The following is a 16,937-nucleotide window of genomic DNA, read 5'->3' as shown; positions in this document are numbered from 1 at the left end:
TCGGTGCAAACCACGCTAAGGATCGCCCCGAAACCGAAACGGCCGCCGCGGCCGACGGCGCACCGGGCCGTTGTCCGGCCGCATGACGAAGGACCACTGCATGATCCGTCACTCTCTCGCCAGCGCGGCTCTTGGTCTCGCCCTGATCCTGTCGGCGCCTGCCTTCGCGCAGACGGCGGCGCCGGCTCCGGCTATCACGCCCAGCCACCTTCAGCTGGCGCGTGAAGCCGCCGAGCTTACCGGCATCTCCTCGTCGCTGGAGTCGATCTACACCGAGTTCAGCGAGCGCACGAAGCAACTCGTCGGCACGACCCGCCCCGAGCTCAAGAAGGACATGGACGCGGTCATCGACACGCTGAAGCCGGAGGCGGACGCCAAGCGGGCCGAGATCATGGTCACGGCGTCGGAGATTTTTGCCCGGAAGATCAACGAAGCCGATCTCAAGGAGGTCGTCGCCTTCTTCAAATCGCCGGTCGGCCAACGCTACAACGCGGCGCGCACCAAGGCGATCGACGAGATCTACGTGGTGCTCGAGCCCTGGAGCATCAACACCAGCAATTTCCTGTTCGACCGCTTCACCCAGGAAATGCGCAAGCGCGGCCACCAGATGTAAGGCTAAAGGCCTTCTTCCGACATCAAGAAGCCCGCCTGCGGAGAACGCAGGCGGGCTTCTTTTTGCTCAGGTCCGCGCCGCCATCTCAGCCGTAGCGAACAGGAGCGCGGGGATCCATTCCGGAGAGCGTCATTCTCGGGCGGAGCGAAGCGCAAAGCCCTACGAATCTCGGGCCGGAAGAGGCGTCGGCAAAGGCGGGCGCCTCCATCACGAGATGGTCGGGTCAAGCCCGACCATGACGCGCTTGGGATCCCGGGTCTGCGCAGAGTCTATCCTCGGGCCGATCGAAGATCGGACCCGAGGGCTTCGCCCAGGATAACGGTGCGGTTCCGAGCAAAGCCCGGCAAACGCCGGTTCAGTCCTCCGAAGCCTTGAACCTGTTCAGCCCGCTCATCACGAAGGGCGCGATAAGCCCGATGAAGGCCAGGCCCAACAGAATGGCGGAGCCGGGGTTCTCCAGCAGGATCATCGGATCGCCGAGGCTGATCTGCAAAGCGCGCCTGAGCTGCGCCTCCGCCATCGGCCCCAGGATCAGCCCGACCACCATCGGCGCGACGGGATAGTCGTAGCGGCGCATCAGGAACCCGAGGAAGCCGAAGACGAACAGCATCGAGAGCTCGACCACCGAGGCCTTGACCGCGAGCGTGCCCATCGCCGCGAAGACGAGGATGCCGGCATAGAGCCAGGGCTGCGGGATCGCCAGCAGGCGGACCCAGAGCCCGATCAGCGGCAGGTTGATGATCACCAGCATGGTGTTGGCGATGAAGAGCGAGGCGATCAGACCCCAGACCAGGTCCGGCCGCTCGGCGAAGAGCAGCGGGCCGGGGTTCAGGCCATATTGCTGGAAGCCCGCCAGCATGATCGCCGCCGTCGCCGAGGTCGGCAGGCCCAGCGTCAGCAGCGGCACGAGCGTGCCTGCGGCCGAGGCGTTGTTGGCTGCTTCCGGCCCCGCCACGCCCTCGATCGCGCCATTGCCGAATTCGCCGGGATATTTGCAGAGCTTCCGCTCGGTCGAATAGCTCAGGAAGGTCGGCACTTCCGCGCCGCCCGCCGGCAACGCGCCGATCGGGAAGCCGAAAGCGGTGCCGCGCAGCCAGGGCGCCCAGGAGCGCTTCCAGTCTTCCTTCGTCATCCAGAGCGAGCCCTTGATCGGCACAATCTCTTCGGGGTCGCGGAAGCGCTTGGAGGCGACATAGAGCGCCTCGCCAACCGCGAAGAGCCCGACCGCCAGCGTCGTCACTTCGACCCCGTCGAGCAGTTCGGGCACCCCGAAGGTCAGGCGCGCCTGGCCGGTCAGTTTGTCGATGCCGACCAGCCCGAGCGTCACGCCGATCGCGAGGCTGGTCAGCCCGCGCAGGGGCGAGTCGCCGAAGGTCGCCGAGACTGTGACGAAGGCCAGGATCATCAGGCCGAAATAATCCCACGGCCCGAACTTGACCGCGATGTCGACGAGCCAGGGCGCGAGGAAGGCAAGTCCCAGCGTCGCGATCGTGCCCGCCACGAAGGAGCCGATGGCGGCGGTCGCGAGCGCCGGCCCGCCGCGGCCGGCCTTGGCCATTTTCGAGCCTTCGAGCGCGGTCGCCAGCGAGGCGCTTTCGCCCGGCGCGTTGATCAGGATCGCCGTGGTCGAGCCGCCATACATGCCGCCGTAATAGATGCCGGCGAACATGATCATCGAGCCGGCAGGGTCGAGCTTGAAGGTGACGGGCAGGAGCAGCGCGACCGTCAGGGCCGGCCCGATGCCCGGCAGCACGCCGACGGCGGTGCCGAGAAACACGCCGACCAGGGCAAAGAGCAGCTTGGAGGGCTCGAGCGCGACGGAGAAGCCGTGCATCAGTGAGGCGAAGGTATCCATTGTCGAGGCCCTCTCAGAACAGGGTTTCGAGGGGGCCGGACGGCAGCGTCAGCTGCAGCAGCTTCGAGAACAGCAGGAAGATCGACAGGCCCAGCACGAGGCCGATGCCGAAATCGATCGCCAGCGCCTGACGTCCGAAGGAGCGGGCGGTGCAGGAGAACACGAGCGCGGTCGCGATGATGAAGCCGCCGCCGAGCCCGATGCAGGCGATCAGCCCGATCAGCCCGCCGGTCAGCCAGAGGATGGCGTTGCGGTCGACCGCTTCCGGCTTGGGCAGGCCTTCGCGGAAGGCGACGACGACATGCGACAGACCCAGAATGGCCAGTACGGCGCTGACCAGATAGGGCATGGCCGTGGGGCCGAGGCCGTAGGTCGAGACGATGGTCTGCGAGCGAGCGTCGTAGAATACGAGTGCCGCAGCGATGAGCAGCAGCGCCGCGACGACGAGGGCAGGCCGGTCGACCCGGCTTGTGGTGACATCCTGGTTCATTCCAACCCCTTTGCCTCGCGGCTTCGCCGGTTGATCCGGCGTTGATCCGTAAACGAAGGGGCCGTTTGCACGGCCCCTTCGTCAAGTGGTTTTGCAGACGCGCCTTACTTTACCAGGCCGACATCCTTGAGCACCTTGGTGACGCGGGTGTCCTCGTCCTTCAGGAAGGTCTCGAAGGCGGCGCCGCCGAGATAGGCGTCGTCCCAGCCGCGCGCCTTGAGGATCTCGGCCCATTCCTTGGTCTTGACCATCTTCTCGATCGCGTCCGAGAGAACCTTGCGCTGCTCGGGCGTGATGCCGGCCGGAGCCATCACCGAACGCCAGTTCAGCACTTCGAGATTGACGCCGCCCTCTTTCAGCGTCGGCGCGTCGGGAGCGTTGGGCAGGCGCGCGCCGGAGCTGACGCCGATGACGCGCAGCTTGCCGGCCTTGATCTGCCCTTCGAACTCGCCATAGCCGGAGATGCCGGCCGTGACGCGCCCGCCCAGCATCGCGGCCAGTGCCTCGCCGCCGCCCGAGAACGGGATGTAGTTGACCTTGGTCGCGTCGGCGCCGACGGCGCCGGCGAAGAGTGCCGCCATGATGTGGTCGACGCCGCCGGCCGAACCGCCGGCCCAGGTCACCTTGGCCGGATCGGCCTTGACGCGGTCGGCCAGGTCCTTGGCGTTCTTGATCGGCGAGTCCGTCGGCACGACGATGACTTCGGCCTCGGCGGTGATCCGCGCGATCGGCGTGATCTGCGACAGGTTCACCGGCGACTTGTTCAGCAGGATGGCGCCGACCATGACGAAGCCGTTGACCATCAGTTGCGAGCCGTCGCCCTTGGCGCCGTTGACGAACTGGGCGAGGCCGATGGTGCCGCCGGCGCCGTTGACGTTGTTGACCTGCACGCTCTTGGCGATGCCTGACGCCGTCAGCGCCTGCTGCATCGAGCGGGCGGTTCCGTCCCAGCCGCCGCCGGGCGCGGCGGGCGCCATGATCTTCAGTTCGAGCTGGGCGAAAGCGGCCGTCGACAGGCCAGCCAAGGCCACGGCAGTGACGGCGCCGCGCTTCAGAATGGATCTCAGCATGGGTTTCCTCCGCTCGCGGGTTTCCCGCGGATTTTATCTTGAACGATCCGCAGTGACACTTTGACGCTTCCAGCGTCAATTGCGTGTGATTGCATAATCTTATGTCATCAATTGCCGCGCGCAGAAGCGAGCAATGCCCAGTCGTCGGGGCCCAAATTGCCACCGCAATGCTCTAGGCGGACCAGCCATGATCGCGTAATCGCTTGCCGATGAGCCGATCGACCTTGTCTCCGACATCTCAAGCGTCCGCGCCGCGAGAGCCCGCGCCGCAAGAGCCCGTGCCGAAGGAGCCGGCGCCACTTGGCCATGCCGCGTTGGCCCTGAATATCGCCAGTGCGCTTCTGATCATGCTCCCGCCGGTGATGTGGGCGGCCAATCGCTCCGCACCGCTGCTGCTCTCGCTTGCGGCGCTGGCGGTCCTTGCTGCCGATGCTTTGGCCGGGCGGCTGTCGGCCCGGCTGATAGAGGCGCGCGCGCTCCTGGTGCGGCCGCTGGCCTTGGCGCTGCTCGGCTTCCTGGCTTGGGCCCTGGTGACACTGCTGTGGAGCCATCTCCCGCGCGCCGGGCTTGCCATGTATGGCGAGCTGGTGCTGTCCCTGGCATCAGGCTTTGTCGTCGCCCTGTGCTGGCCGCGAGCCGCTTCTGTGCGCGCCAGGCGAGCGCTGGGCTGGTCGCTGGCGCTGACCGGTATCCTGGTCCTGGGCGAATTGCGCCTCGGGCCGGGCCTGCGCGACGCTCTGGGGCTTCGGAGCCAGCTCTATATCTTCAACCGGCCGCTGCTGACCTGCCTGCTCCTGCTGGCCCCGGCGGTCTACGGCCTTTGGACGGTCCCCGGCGCCGGGCGCCGCAGCCGGGCGCTTGCCGGACTCGTGGCTGTCTTCGTCACAGCCGCGATCATGGCCGGCGAGAGCGGCGCAGCCAAGCTCGGACTGATGCTGATGGCCGCAACCTGGCTCGTCGCGCTGGCCTTGCCGCGCCTGGCGCTGGCCGGCTTGACGCTCGCCTTCGTCGCCATGATGGCGGTTGCGCCCGTGCTCGGCCCGCTCGCTGATCGCGCCCTTCCGGCTGGCGTCTATCAGCAACTCGCCAGCGCCCATGCGCGCGACCGCGTCGACATCTGGCTCAGCTTCGGTGAGGCGATCAGGGCGCGCCCGCTGACCGGCTTCGGCTTCGGGACCTCGGCAGCCTTGCGCACGCATCCGGCCGCGGCCGTGGTCTCCGAGCCGCACCGCCTGCTGCTCGATGTCGGCCATCCCCATAACGCCTTCCTGCAGGTCTGGGTCGAGACCGGCCTGATCGGCGTCCTGCTGATCTCGGCTGCGGGGCTCGCATTTCTGGGGCGCCTTCGCCATATGCCGGCCCGGGCTCTCGCCCCGCGCCTTGCGGTTGTCGCTGCGGCGCTGGGCGTGGCCTCGGTCGGCCATGGCGCCTGGCAGGGCTGGTGGATCGCGGCGCTGGCAGCAACAGCGATCTGGTTCATGAGCATCGGGCGAAACGATGCCAGCCGAAACGATGCCAGGTAAAGCGATGCCGGGTAAAACGATGCGGAGACAAGCCGATGAGTGAATTCGACGTCGATCTCTTCGTCATCGGGGCGGGCTCCGGCGGCACGCGCGCCGCCCGCATCGCGTCTGGTCACGGCGCCAAGGTGATGATCGCGGAGGAGGACCGCATCGGCGGTACCTGCGTCATTCGCGGCTGCGTGCCCAAGAAGCTCTTCGTCTATGCCAGCCGTTTCGCGGAAGATTTCGAGGACGCCGCCGGCTTCGGCTGGAGCGTTCCCAAGCCGAGCTTCGACTGGCCGACCCTGCGTGATGCCGTGGCGGGCGAGGTCACGCGGCTGTCGGGCCTCTACCGCAAGGGGCTGGAGGGCGCCAAGGTCGCGATCCGCGAGGAGCGCGCCGTGGTCGAGGGGCCCCATAGCCTGCGCCTGGCAAAGAGCGGCGAGACCATCCGCGCCCGCCACATCCTGGTCGCGACCGGCGGCTATCCCGCTTTCGATCCGCCGATCCCCGGCGGCGAACTCGGCATCTCCTCGAACGAGATCTTCCACCTGCCGAGCCTGCCCAAGCGCATGCTCGTCATCGGCGGCGGCTATATCGCGCTCGAATTCGCCAGCATTTTCGCGCGGCTCGGCGTCGCGGTGACGCTGTTGCATCGCGGCGACAACATCCTGCGCGGCTTCGACGAGGACATCCGCACCCGCCTGCGCGATGCGCTGGAGCATGCCGGCATCACGCTGCGGCTCGGCTGCACCATCGACCGGATCGAATTGCTGCCGGATGGCACGCGCCGCGCCCACTGCGCCAAGGGCAGCCCGATCGATGCCGAGGTGGTGCTGGTTGCGACCGGCCGCCGGCCGAACACGGTTGGGCTCGGACTGGAGACCGCAGGCGTCAAGCTCGGCCCCGCCGGCGAGATCATGGTCGACGAGAATTCGGCCTCCAGCGTGCCCTCAATCCATGCCGTCGGCGACGTCACCAACCGCGTCAACCTGACCCCGGTGGCGATCCGCGAGGGGCACGCCTTCGCCGATACGACCTTCGGCGGCAAGCCCTGGCACATGGACCACAACCTCGTGGCCTCGGCGGTCTTCACCACGCCGGAGATCGGCACGGTCGGCTTGACCGAGAACCAGGCCTTTGCCGCCGGCTACGAGCTGCGCGTCTTCGAATCGGCTTTCCGGCCGATGAAGGCGACGATTTCGGGCCGGCAGGAGCGCATCTACATGAAGCTCGTGGTCGACGCGAAGACAGACAGGATGCTCGGCGTCCACATCCTCGGCCATGATGCCGGCGAGATCATCCAGGCCGTCGCCATCGCGGTCACGATGGGTGCGACCAAGGCCGATTTCGACCGCACCATCGCGCTCCATCCCAGCGCCGCCGAAGAGCTCGTGACGATGCGGACGGCGCGGGCTTAGAGCCGGTTTGGAAATTCTCGGCCCTCGTCCTGGGAGCCTGGCTTGAAATGAACCGCGCGATCTCAGGGGTTTCCGATCACGTGACATCCCCGCGCCGTCATTCCGGACAAGCCGCGTAGCGGCGCAGATCCGGAATCCATCGGAGGGCTCCGGAACTCTACGATGGATTCCGGGTCTCCGCTTCGCTGCGCCCGGAATGACGGAGCATAGGTGGTCAGGACGGAGCTATTGAAATCTTTGGCTTCATTTCGGGCCAGCATCTGAGGAGCTATTCCTCGCGGAATGGCTCCTCAGGATGAGGGCTCAAAAGATTTCCAAAGGGGCCCTTAAGCCCGCGCCATCCCCCGCCTGCCTTGCGCTATTTGCTCAGCCCTTTCTTGGCGAGCCAGTCCTGGATCAGCTGGGCGACCTCCAGATTGTTCTTGTCGAGCATCATCATGTGGGAATTTCCCTTGATGCCGACGGTCGGCAGGTTGACGACATCGACCGAGCCGCCGGCCGCCTTGATCTTGTCGCCGAAATCGGTTCCCGCCTTGCGGATCGCCGGCCAGCGCGCATCCTGCTCGATATTATCGCCATAGACCATCAGCACGGGGATGTTCTTCAGGACATCGGCCTTGGCCGGGTCGCCCAGGCCCGCCGGCTCGACTGCGATCAGCGCCTTGACCTTGTCGGGGCGCGCCTGCGCCACCTTGAAGCCGAACTGCCCGGCCTGGCTGTGGAAAGCGATCACGCAGGGGCAGACCTTGTCGACCTCGGCGATATAGGCGTCGATGATCATCTGGTCGGTCGAGGTCCAGCGCGGCACGATCTGCTTGACGAAGTTGTCGTAGCCATCGGCCGGGAACTGGCTGCCAGCGAGGTACTTCCGCTTGGCGGGATCGGCATTGTAGCTGCCCGCGCCGTCGCCGATGCGGAAGCGCTCGAACGGGTTCGCCGTGGTCAGGAAGACGGGCTCGCCAGGAATGACATCGGGATACATCGCCCAACCCGAACGGCCGCGCTCGACCGCGTCGGAGTTGTAGACCGCCCAGCCCTTGCGCAGGAAGAATTCGAGCCAGCCCTGCCGCCCGTCCGGCGTCGTCTCGTAATTGACGCCGGTCATGCCGCCGCCATGCCAGAGCAGGAGCGGGGCGGCGCCGCGCTCGTTCTGCGGCAGGAAATACTGCACATACATCTGGCCGGTCTGGTAGGTGCCGTTCGGGTCGACCTTGGCTGGAACGCCGCCGGGCGTGAACGTCACCTCCTTGACCGGCCGGCCCGAGATCTCGACCAGCTTGCCGCCGACATGGAACGAACCCATGCCGCGCAGCGACAGGCGGCTCCTCAGCGGATGCGCTGCAGGTCGCCGCGAGCAAAAGCGCCGCAGCGGCGGCAAGTGAACGAGACAGCATCGGTATTATCCTCCCTGACGCGTTGATCCTTGCGCCTTGGCAGCGATGTTATGAGGCGCTCATCTGGACCACAAGGCAGGCGCCAATATGTGGTGAAGGGCGGGCGGCGCAGGCCAGGCGACGCCACATCGACCTGCTGACGCAATGGCTGTTTTAGATTATAGAATGGCGCTACCAAATTCTAGAAAGGAGACGCCGCCATGGGCTTGAGCATCAAGAACGAGGCTGTCGAGACGCTGGCGCGTGATCTGGCGCGGCGCCACGGCACGGGCGTGACCGAGATCATCCGGCTGGCGCTGGTGGAAAAGGCCGAACGCGACCTTCCAGAAAAGACGCTTTGGGAGAAGCTGGCTCCGATTCATGCGGAGCTTGCCGCCATGCCAAATAGTGGCCTTCAGGCCGATCGCGCGTTCTATGACGAGTTGAACGGCGAGGCGGAGCGGCAGTGATTGTCGTTGATGCGTCTGCCCTTGTTTCGATGCTGATGCCTGAGCCTGATGGCATCCTCCTATCCGCCCGCCTCGGTAACAACATCCCTTCGCGGCGGTTCGTCTCGACGGTCTCGATCTGGGAAGTAGCCTGCGCGGTGGCCAGGCTGAAGAACTGTGACCGACGGTTGGGCTTGCGGCTTGTGGATGACTTTGCCAAGGCGATCGAGATCGCTCCTGTCGCACCCGACATGGCGATCACTGCGCTCGCAGTCGAGGCCGCCGAGCGCTACGGCATGGGCGGCGGCCGCCCCGGCATCCTCAATCTCGGCGATTGCTTCTCCTACGCGACAGCCAGGCATCTCAAGGCAAGGTTGCTGTTCAAGGGCGACGATTTCAGCCGAACCGATATCGAGGCGGCCTGAGCTGCAGGCGCCCATCCCGTCCTGCCAGCTTCGCATGATTCAAACTCTGAAGCCGTTGAAGCAATTGTCGATGTGGTTGAATCACCATCTCAGCGACGTGAATCAGCGTCTCAATGGCCGGATTCAGGATGTGAGCCGAGCGTGCCATCGCGTTGCGATGATTCACGGTTTTGCTTTTGGCCGGCGGGGCCGCCTTTTTTGGCCGGAGGGCCGCCTTGGCCTTTCCCGGCGATGTCGCTTCGCCATGGTGGTCAGCCCGCGATGATGGGTGTATAGGCCCCGCTTCGCGCTGAGATGAGGTTAACAGCCGCGCGATCGCAAGCAGGAGCTAAGACAAATGTCGGAGCGTTGGACGCCCGAGAGCTGGAGGGCCAAGCCCGTTCAGCAGATGCCGGAATACCCGGATCAGGCAGCCTTGAAGGCGGTTGAGCAGCAGCTCGCCGGCTTTCCGCCGCTCGTTTTTGCGGGTGAGGCGCGCAAGTTGAAGAAGGCTCTCGCGAAAGTCGCAAGCGGCGAGGCCTTCCTGCTCCAGGGCGGAGATTGTGCGGAGAGCTTCGCCGAGCACTCTGCCGACAACATTCGCGATTTCTTCCGGCTCTTCCTGCAGATGGCGGTGGTGCTGACCTTCGCCGGCGGCTCGCCGGTGGTGAAGGTCGGGCGCGTCGCCGGCCAGTTCGCCAAGCCGCGCTCGGCTGGAACGGAGACGATCGGCGGCGTCGAATTGCCGAGCTACAAGGGCGATATCGTCAACGACATCGAGTTCACGCCCGATGCGCGCATCCCCGATCCGCGCCGCCAGCTCGAGGCTTATCGCCAGTCTGCGGCGACGCTGAACCTGATCCGTGCCTTCGCCACCGGCGGCTACGCCAATCTCGACAATGCGCATCGCTGGATGCTCGGCTTCGTCAAGGATGCGCCGGCCTCGTCCCGCTACAACGAGGTTGCCGAGCGCATCACCGAGTCGCTCGACTTCATGCGCGCCATCGGCATCGATCCCGAGACGCATCCCGAGATGCGCACGACGGATTTCTACACCAGCCATGAGGCGCTGCTGCTCGGCTACGAGCAGGCGATGACCCGCGTCGATTCCACCACCGGCGACTGGTACGACACCTCGGGCCACATGGTCTGGATCGGCGACCGCACGCGCCAGCTCGACCATGCCCATGTCGAGTTCTTCCGCGGCATCAAGAATCCGATCGGCCTGAAATGCGGTCCCTCGACCACGGTCGACGGCTTGCTGAAGCTGATCGAGGTGCTCGATCCGCAAAACCAGCCGGGCCGCCTGACGCTGATCGCCCGCTTCGGTGCCGACAAGGTCTTCGACAACCTGCCGGCCCTGGTGCGCGCCACCAAGCGGGAAGGGCGCAACGTCGTCTGGTCCTGCGACCCGATGCACGGCAACACGGTCAAGGCGGCGAGCGGCTACAAGACGCGGCCCTTCGACCTGATCCTGACCGAGGTGAAGAACTTCTTCGCCGTCCACCAGGCCGAGGGCACCCATGCCGGCGGCCTGCATCTGGAGATGACCGGCAAGAACGTCACCGAATGCACCGGCGGTGCGCGCGGCATGACCGATGCGGACCTCAACGACCGCTACCACACGGTCTGCGACCCGCGCCTCAACGCCGAGCAGGCGCTGGAGCTGGCCTTCCTCGTCGCCGAGCTGGTCAAGCGCGAGCGCTCGGGCCGGGTGCGCCCGGAGGTCGAGGCGGCCGAGTGATCTCGTCAAAAATAGTCTCGCCTGCATTCCGGCGGATATGAAAAAGGCCGGGGCTCAGCCCCGGCCTTTTTTAGTTCACGGCATGGTGGTCAGAATTTGAGAGCGGCCGCGACGCGGGCCGTGTTCACATTGACCGTGACGCCTTCGACATTGTTGAAGCGCGTGAAGAGATATTCGCCGCGAACGACGATGTTGTCGGCCAGGGCGGCCTCGATGCCGCCGCCGACGCTCATGCCGTAGCCCCAGACATCTTTTTTCGGACCACCAGCGATGCGTGGATAGCCGAAATAGCTGGTCGTGCTGGTGGTCGATGGGCGCCAGTCGGCAGCCACGGCGACGTTGGTGTCGAACCGGCCGGCAGCCGCGCCGATCGTGAAATACGGCATCAATCGGCCATACGCGTAACCCAGCCGGAGGCGAGCGTTGACATAGTCGTTCAGCCTGGCTTCCTGAACCGAAGCAACGATTGCGGGGCCGCTTGAGAGCAGGCGGCCTTCGAGAGTCGAAGCGCTGGTGTTTTGATCGATGCGCGAATATTCGGCTTCGAAGCCGATGACGGCATCGCCGAAAGCCATGTTGTAACCGGCAAAGCCGCCAAAGGTGATGCCCCTGTCATCACGCGGCGAAGTCCGGACCAATTCGCCCGGCGACATTTCGTTCAGCGCTGTAGTGGCGTTGAACAAGCCATTTGCGAGGTCCATTACGCCGCGATCGGTCCTGAAGCGGGTCTGGGTCTGCCCGGCGAAACCGCCGACATAGAAGCCGGTCCAGTTGAAAGTGCCGGAGTCGAAATCTCGCGGCGGCGCGTCCTCGGTCTGCTGCGAGCCGCGCAGGACCGGGTAGTCCGCGCCCGAAGCGGCCCGATCCACGACCAGAACGAGGCCGGCTGCTGCGACGCCGGTGAGAAAGAGGGAGCGGATGCGCATGAGATTTCTCCAAGTCGGTCGGCCATCGTCACTGCCCGACACGCCACTATTCATGCCGGATTAACCCTAACGGGCAGTTAAGCCCTCGCCACACGCATTGCTGGCTTTGGGTCGTCGCGCTACAGGCGAAGTCATGACAGCGACCTCCCTTCGTCTTGCGCTCGCGCAACTCAACCCGACCATCGGCGACATCTCCGGCAATGCCGACAAGGTCCGGGCCGCCCGGCGCGCCGCAAGCAATGCCGGCGCCGAGCTCTTGATGCTGCCGGAGCTCTTCCTCTGCGGCTATCCGCCGGAAGATCTGGTGCTGAAGCCGGCCTTTCAGGATGCCTGCCGCAAGGCCTGTGAAGAGCTTGCGCGCGAGACCGGGGATGGCGGTCCGGCCGTGCTCCTGGGCCTGCCCTGGACTGAGGGCGGCAAGCTCTACAACGCCTATGCGCTGCTCGATGGCGGCCTGATCCAGTCGGTGCGCTTCAAGGTGGCGCTGCCCGATTACGGCACCTTCGACGATTCCCGCGTGTTTTCACCCGGCCCGCTGCCCGGCCCGGTGGTGTTCCGCGACAAGGTTCGGCTGGGCTTGCCGATCTGCGAGGACATCTGGAGCGAGGAGGTGGTCGAGTGCCTGGCCGAGACCGGGGCCGAGATCCTGCTCACGCCGAACGGCTCGCCCTATCGCCGCGATGTCGGTGACGAGCGCATGAATGTCGCGGTGGCGCGTGTGGTCGAATCCGGTTTGCCACTGGTCTATCTCAACCAGCTCGGCGGTCAGGATGAGCTCGTCTTCGACGGCGCCTCCTTCGTGCTTGCAGCCGACAGGACGCTGGCGCATCAATTGCCGGCCTTCCGCGAGGCGCTCGTCATCACCGACTGGGCGCGCGAGGCGGGGCAATGGCGCGCCCAGTCGGGTGAGATCGCGGCGATCGAGAGCGGTGACGAGGCGGATTACGCGGCTTGCGTGCTGGGCCTGCGCGATTATGTCGGCAAGACCGGGTTCACCGGCGTCGTGCTCGGCCTCTCCGGTGGCCTCGATTCCGCGCTTTGCGCCGCGATCGCGGTCGATGCGCTCGGGCCCGGGCGCGTCGCTTGCGTGATGATGCCCTCCCGCTTCACCGCGCAGCAGAGCCTGGATGACGCCCAGGCCTGCGCCAAGGCGCTCGGTGTCCGCTACGAGACGCTGCCGATCACGGCGCCGGTCGCGGGCTTCGAGGCGGCGCTGGCCGGGCTCTTCGCGGGCACGCAAGCCGACGTCACCGAGGAGAACCTGCAGAGCCGGACGCGCGGCACGCTCCTGATGGCGCTCTCCAACAAATTCGGCTGGATGCTGGTGACGACCGGCAATAAATCCGAGATGTCCTGCGGCTACGCCACGCTCTATGGCGACATGAATGGCGGCTTCAACCCGATCAAGGATGTCTACAAGACGCAAGCCTTCCGCCTGGCGCAGCTACGCAACCGCTGGAAGCCGTCGGGTGCGCTTGGCCCTGAGGGCGTCGTCATCCCTCAGAGCATCATTGCGAGGCCGCCGAGCGCCGAACTGCGCGAGGACCAGACTGACCAGGATGCGCTGCCGCCCTATGAGGTGCTCGACGCCATCCTCGCCTGCCTGATCGAGCGGGAGATGCGCGTCGCCGACATCGTTGCGCTCGGCCATGAGCGTGAAACCGTCCTGGCGGTCGAGCTCCTGCTGCATCGTGCCGAATACAAGCGCCGCCAGGCCGCGCCGGGCGTGAAGGTCACGGGCCGCAATCTCGGCCGCGATCGCCGCTACCCGATCGTCAACGCTTTCAGCGATCCGGGCGAGGGCGCCTACGAGCCTGACGCGACGCTGGTGAAGGGCGTGGGCCGGCCGGGAGGGGAGAGTTTCGACTTCTGATTCTCGTTGGCTATGCCCAAGTCCTCATCCTGAGACGTGGGCCGAAATGAGCCTAGCGATTTCGATGGCTCTGCTTTGATCACCTACGCACCGTCATTCCGGACGCAGCGAAGCGGAGATCCGGAATCCATCGTAGAGTTCCGGAGCCCTCCGATGGATTCCGGATCTGCGCCGCTGTTGCGGCTTGTCCGGGATGACGGCGCGGGTGACGGCAAGCGATCAGAGGCCTCGATATCGTTCAAGTCAGCTTCAGAGGAGCAGCCTTCAGGATGAGGGCTGAGTGGCCTGTGGACACCGGGAAGCGATTGTCGCTGCCGCGCAAACGCGCCATAAGCCGCGCATGACCTCTCCGCTCGTCCGCACCGCGCCGTCCCCGACCGGCTTCCTGCATATCGGCAATGTCCGGTCGATCATGTTCAACTGGCTGTTCGCGCGCCGCTACAGTGGGCGCTTCCTGCTGCGCTATGACGATACCGATCTGGCGCGCTCGAAGCCGGAATTCGCTGATGCGATCGCGGAAGACCTGGCCTGGCTCGGCGTCGTGCCCGATTTCGTCATCAGGCAGTCGGACCGGCTGGCGATCTATGACGCGGCAGCCGCCCGCCTGCGCGAGGCCGGCCGGCTCTACCCCTGCTACGAGACCGCCGACGAGCTCGACCGCCGCCGCAAGCGCCAGCTCGCGCGCGGCTTGCCGCCGGTCTATGACCGCGCCGCGCTGAAGCTGACGGCCGAGGACAGGGCGCAGCTCGAAGCCGAGGGCCGCAAGCCGCATTGGCGCTTCCTGCTGGAGCCGCGCATCGTCGCCTGGAACGATCTCGTCCGCGGCGAGGCCCATGTCGATTGCGCCTCGCTGTCGGACCAGGTGCTGATCCGCGAGGATGGCAGCTATCTCTATCATCTGCCTTCCGTCGTCGACGATGCCGAGACCGGCGTGACCCATGTCATCCGCGGCGAGGACCACGTCACCAACACGGCCGTCCAGATCCAGATTTTCGAGGCGCTCGGCGCGCCGCTGCCGCTCTTCGGCCACCACAATCTGCTGACGACGGCGAGCGGGGAGGGGCTGTCGAAGCGGCTCGGCCATCTCTCCCTGCGCGGCCTGCGCGAAAGCGGCGTCGAGGCCTTGGCCGTCGCGGCGCTCGCCGTGCTCGTCGGCTCCTCGGATGCGGTCAGGCCGGTCGCGAGTCTCGATGAGCTCGCGGGCCTCGTCGATCTCGCCCATGTCTCGCGCGCCCCGGCCAAGTTCGACGAGCATGAGCTGGAGGCGCTGAGTGCCCGCACGCTGCATCAATTGCCTTATGACGCCGTGGCCGAGAGGCTGGCAGGGCTGGGCGTGCCTGCGAGCGAGCCGTTCTGGCTCGCCGTGCGCGGCAATCTCGGCAAGCTCGAGGATGTGAAGAGCTGGTGGCAGGTCGTCGCGGGACCGCTGCAGCCGGTCGTCACCGACCCCGCTTTCGCCGCGGTGGCGGCTTCCATGCTGCCGGCGGAGCCTTTCGACGCGACCACCTGGAAGAGCTGGACGCAGGCTGTGGGGGCCGCGACCGGCGCCAAGGGCAAGGCCCTGTTCATGCCGCTGCGCCTGGCCCTGACCGGGCTGGAGCACGGCCCGGAACTGGCAGCCCTGCTGCCGCTGATCGGGCGGGAGAAAGCGCTGAAGCGGCTGGCCGGCGAGACGGCCTGAGCGTTTTCACACCCGCGCCGTCATCCTGGACAAGCCGCCCCCGGGTCCGGCCTTCGGCCGGCCCAAGGACAGGCTCCGCGGCGCAGCTCCTGGATCCATCATAGGGCGCGCGGTGCTCTGTGATGGATCCCGGCTCTACGATGGCTCCCGGGACGACCTTCGGTCGCCCAGGATGACGTGGTGTTTCCGAGTGAACCTGCGCCCTCAATCGTGCCGGTGCATCGCCGAGTTGTGCTTGGTATCGCGCATCGTCGTGTAGACCAAGAGCGACAGGAAGATCACGCCGGCGAGGTAGTAGTAGAACCACTGCTCGTGACCCTGCTGCTTGAACCAGAGCGCGATCACCGGCGCCGTGCCGCCGAAGATCGAGACAGTGACGGCATAGGGCACCGCGATGCCCGTCGCGCGGATCGAGGTCGGGAAGAGTTCGGCCTTCACCACCGCGTTGATCGAGGTGTAGCCGGCCGTGAAGACCCAGGCGCCCGAGATCAGCAGGAAGGCGATCCAGGGCGATTTCGTCCCGGCGAGCGTCGTCAGGATCGGCACCGTCAGCAAGGTACCGGCGACGCCGAAGAAGATCAGCATCGGCTTGCGGCCGATCCGGTCCGAGATCGCGCCATAGATCGGCTGCAGGATCGCGGCGAAGATCAGCGAGCCGGCGATGACATAGGTCGTGGTCAGGTCGCTGAGGCCCACCGTCTGCTTGACGAAGGTCTGCATATAGGTGGTGAAGGTGTAGAAGGCGGCGGTGCCGCCGGCGGTCAGGCCGACGACGATCGCGACCTCGCGGGGATATTTCAGCAGGCCGCGGAGCGAGCTCTCGCGCTTTACCGGCTGCTTGCTGGCGGCGGTGAAGGCATCCGTCTCCTGCATGTGCCGGCGCATGAACATCGCGATGATCGCGAGCGCCGCGCCGATGACGAAGGGAATGCGCCAACCCCATGCGACCAGCTGCTCATGCGTCAGGAAGACGTTCTGGAGCAGCAGCAGCACCAGGATGGCGGTGAGCTGCCCGCCGATCAGCGTGACATATTGGAAGCTCGAATAGAAACCGCGATGCTCGGGGTCGGCGACCTCCGAGAGATAGGTCGCGCTGGCGCCGTATTCGCCGCCGAGGCTCAAGCCCTCGATGATGCGGGCGAGCGCGAGCAGGGCGGGAGCGGCGAAGCCGATCGAGGCATAGGTCGGTGTCACCGCGATGATCAATGAGCCGAAGCACATCATCAGGACCGAGATCGTCAGGGACAGCCGCCGCCCGTAGCGGTCGGCGAGATGGCCGAAGAGCCAACCGCCGAGCGGGCGCACGATGAAGCCCGCTGCGAACAGGGTCGCGGCGTTGAGCTGCTGCACGACCGGGTCGCTGGAGGGGAAGAAGGCTGGGGCGAAATAGAGCGCGAAGGCCGTATAGGCATAGAAATCATACCACTCGACCAGATTGCCGATCGAGCCGACGAAGATCGCCTTGATCCGGCGTTTGGCGTCGTTGAATTCGATCGGATGGGGGTGGGCGGGGACGGCGTCGTCTGACATGGCGGC

Annotated in this window: 14 protein-coding genes; 8 read left to right on the top strand and 6 right to left on the bottom strand. The window is 66.0% G+C overall.

The features are described from left to right. Positions 1-100 precede the first annotated feature (100 nt). On the top strand, positions 101-613 hold the full coding sequence (locus tag RMR04_RS18730) for a DUF2059 domain-containing protein (RefSeq protein ID WP_311909838.1): 513 nt from the start codon (positions 101-103) through the stop codon (positions 611-613). A gap of 355 nt (positions 614-968) precedes the next feature. Here RMR04_RS18730 and RMR04_RS18725 read toward each other — a convergent pair whose 3' ends face one another. The 3 genes from RMR04_RS18725 to RMR04_RS18715 all read right to left on the bottom strand — a co-directional run bounded on the left by RMR04_RS18725 (position 969) and on the right by RMR04_RS18715 (position 4,028). Then, a complete protein-coding gene (locus RMR04_RS18725) occupies positions 969-2,468 on the bottom strand; it encodes a tripartite tricarboxylate transporter permease (RefSeq protein WP_311909837.1) in 1,500 nt (499 codons plus the stop codon). Positions 2,469-2,481: 13 nt separating this feature from the next. Further along, positions 2,482-2,958: a tripartite tricarboxylate transporter TctB family protein gene (locus RMR04_RS18720; protein WP_311909836.1), complete on the bottom strand. Its 477-nt coding sequence runs from the start codon at positions 2,956-2,958 to the stop codon at positions 2,482-2,484. A 104-nt stretch (positions 2,959-3,062) separates the two neighbouring features. Continuing rightward, the gene (locus RMR04_RS18715; protein WP_410492135.1) at positions 3,063-4,028 is read right to left on the bottom strand and encodes a Bug family tripartite tricarboxylate transporter substrate binding protein; all 966 of its coding nucleotides are present in this window, start codon (positions 4,026-4,028) and stop codon (positions 3,063-3,065) included. Positions 4,029-4,306: 278 nt separating this feature from the next. Here RMR04_RS18715 and RMR04_RS18710 point away from each other — a divergent pair, with 278 nt between their 5' ends. Together RMR04_RS18710 and gor are read left to right on the top strand one after the other, a co-directional pair. Beyond that, positions 4,307-5,551, top strand: coding sequence for an O-antigen ligase family protein (locus RMR04_RS18710; RefSeq protein WP_311909835.1), 1,245 nt, complete (start codon positions 4,307-4,309; stop codon positions 5,549-5,551). Between the two features lie 35 nt (positions 5,552-5,586). Next, entirely contained in the window at positions 5,587-6,951 is a 1,365-nt protein-coding gene (gene gor / locus RMR04_RS18705) for a glutathione-disulfide reductase (RefSeq protein WP_311909834.1), read from the top strand. Positions 6,952-7,309: 358 nt separating this feature from the next. Here gor and RMR04_RS18700 read toward each other — a convergent pair whose 3' ends face one another. Continuing rightward, positions 7,310-8,254 carry an alpha/beta hydrolase gene (locus tag RMR04_RS18700; RefSeq protein ID WP_311909833.1) on the bottom strand — a complete coding sequence of 315 codons (945 nt, stop codon included), beginning with the start codon at positions 8,252-8,254 and terminating at the stop codon, positions 7,310-7,312. A gap of 291 nt (positions 8,255-8,545) precedes the next feature. Between RMR04_RS18700 and RMR04_RS18695 the strand changes: the two genes are divergently transcribed. From RMR04_RS18695 to RMR04_RS18685, 3 genes are all read left to right on the top strand, one after another. Continuing rightward, on the top strand, positions 8,546-8,794 hold the full coding sequence (locus RMR04_RS18695; protein WP_311909832.1) for a type II toxin-antitoxin system VapB family antitoxin: 249 nt from the start codon (positions 8,546-8,548) through the stop codon (positions 8,792-8,794). A gap of 35 nt (positions 8,795-8,829) precedes the next feature. After that, positions 8,830-9,198 carry a PIN domain-containing protein gene (locus RMR04_RS18690; RefSeq protein WP_311909831.1) on the top strand — a complete coding sequence of 123 codons (369 nt, stop codon included), beginning with the start codon at positions 8,830-8,832 and terminating at the stop codon, positions 9,196-9,198. A gap of 337 nt (positions 9,199-9,535) precedes the next feature. Further along, entirely contained in the window at positions 9,536-10,921 is a 1,386-nt protein-coding gene (locus RMR04_RS18685; protein WP_311909830.1) for a class II 3-deoxy-7-phosphoheptulonate synthase, read from the top strand. 89 nt (positions 10,922-11,010) lie between these two features. Here RMR04_RS18685 and RMR04_RS18680 read toward each other — a convergent pair whose 3' ends face one another. Next, positions 11,011-11,847: an outer membrane protein gene (locus tag RMR04_RS18680; RefSeq protein ID WP_311909829.1), complete on the bottom strand. Its 837-nt coding sequence runs from the start codon at positions 11,845-11,847 to the stop codon at positions 11,011-11,013. Positions 11,848-11,980: 133 nt separating this feature from the next. Here RMR04_RS18680 and RMR04_RS18675 point away from each other — a divergent pair, with 133 nt between their 5' ends. Together RMR04_RS18675 and gltX are read left to right on the top strand one after the other, a co-directional pair. Further along, positions 11,981-13,720 carry an NAD+ synthase gene (locus tag RMR04_RS18675; protein ID WP_311909828.1) on the top strand — a complete coding sequence of 580 codons (1,740 nt, stop codon included), beginning with the start codon at positions 11,981-11,983 and terminating at the stop codon, positions 13,718-13,720. 340 nt (positions 13,721-14,060) lie between these two features. Beyond that, complete coding sequence (gene gltX / locus RMR04_RS18670; protein ID WP_311909827.1) at positions 14,061-15,401, top strand: glutamate--tRNA ligase; 1,341 nt, start codon at positions 14,061-14,063, stop codon at positions 15,399-15,401. Between the two features lie 204 nt (positions 15,402-15,605). On the opposite strand, the gene RMR04_RS18665 is transcribed toward gltX, so the two are convergent. Then, positions 15,606-16,931 (bottom strand): MFS transporter, encoded by a 1,326-nt coding sequence (locus tag RMR04_RS18665; protein WP_311909826.1) that lies wholly within the window; start codon positions 16,929-16,931, stop codon positions 15,606-15,608. Positions 16,932-16,937 lie beyond the last annotated feature (6 nt).

The sequence above is a fragment of the Bosea sp. 685 genome (assembly GCF_031884435.1).
Taxonomy (GTDB): Bacteria; Pseudomonadota; Alphaproteobacteria; order Rhizobiales; family Beijerinckiaceae; genus Allobosea.
The sequence above is the reverse complement of the archived record's forward strand: the minus strand, read 5'-3'. Positions and strand labels throughout refer to the sequence as shown.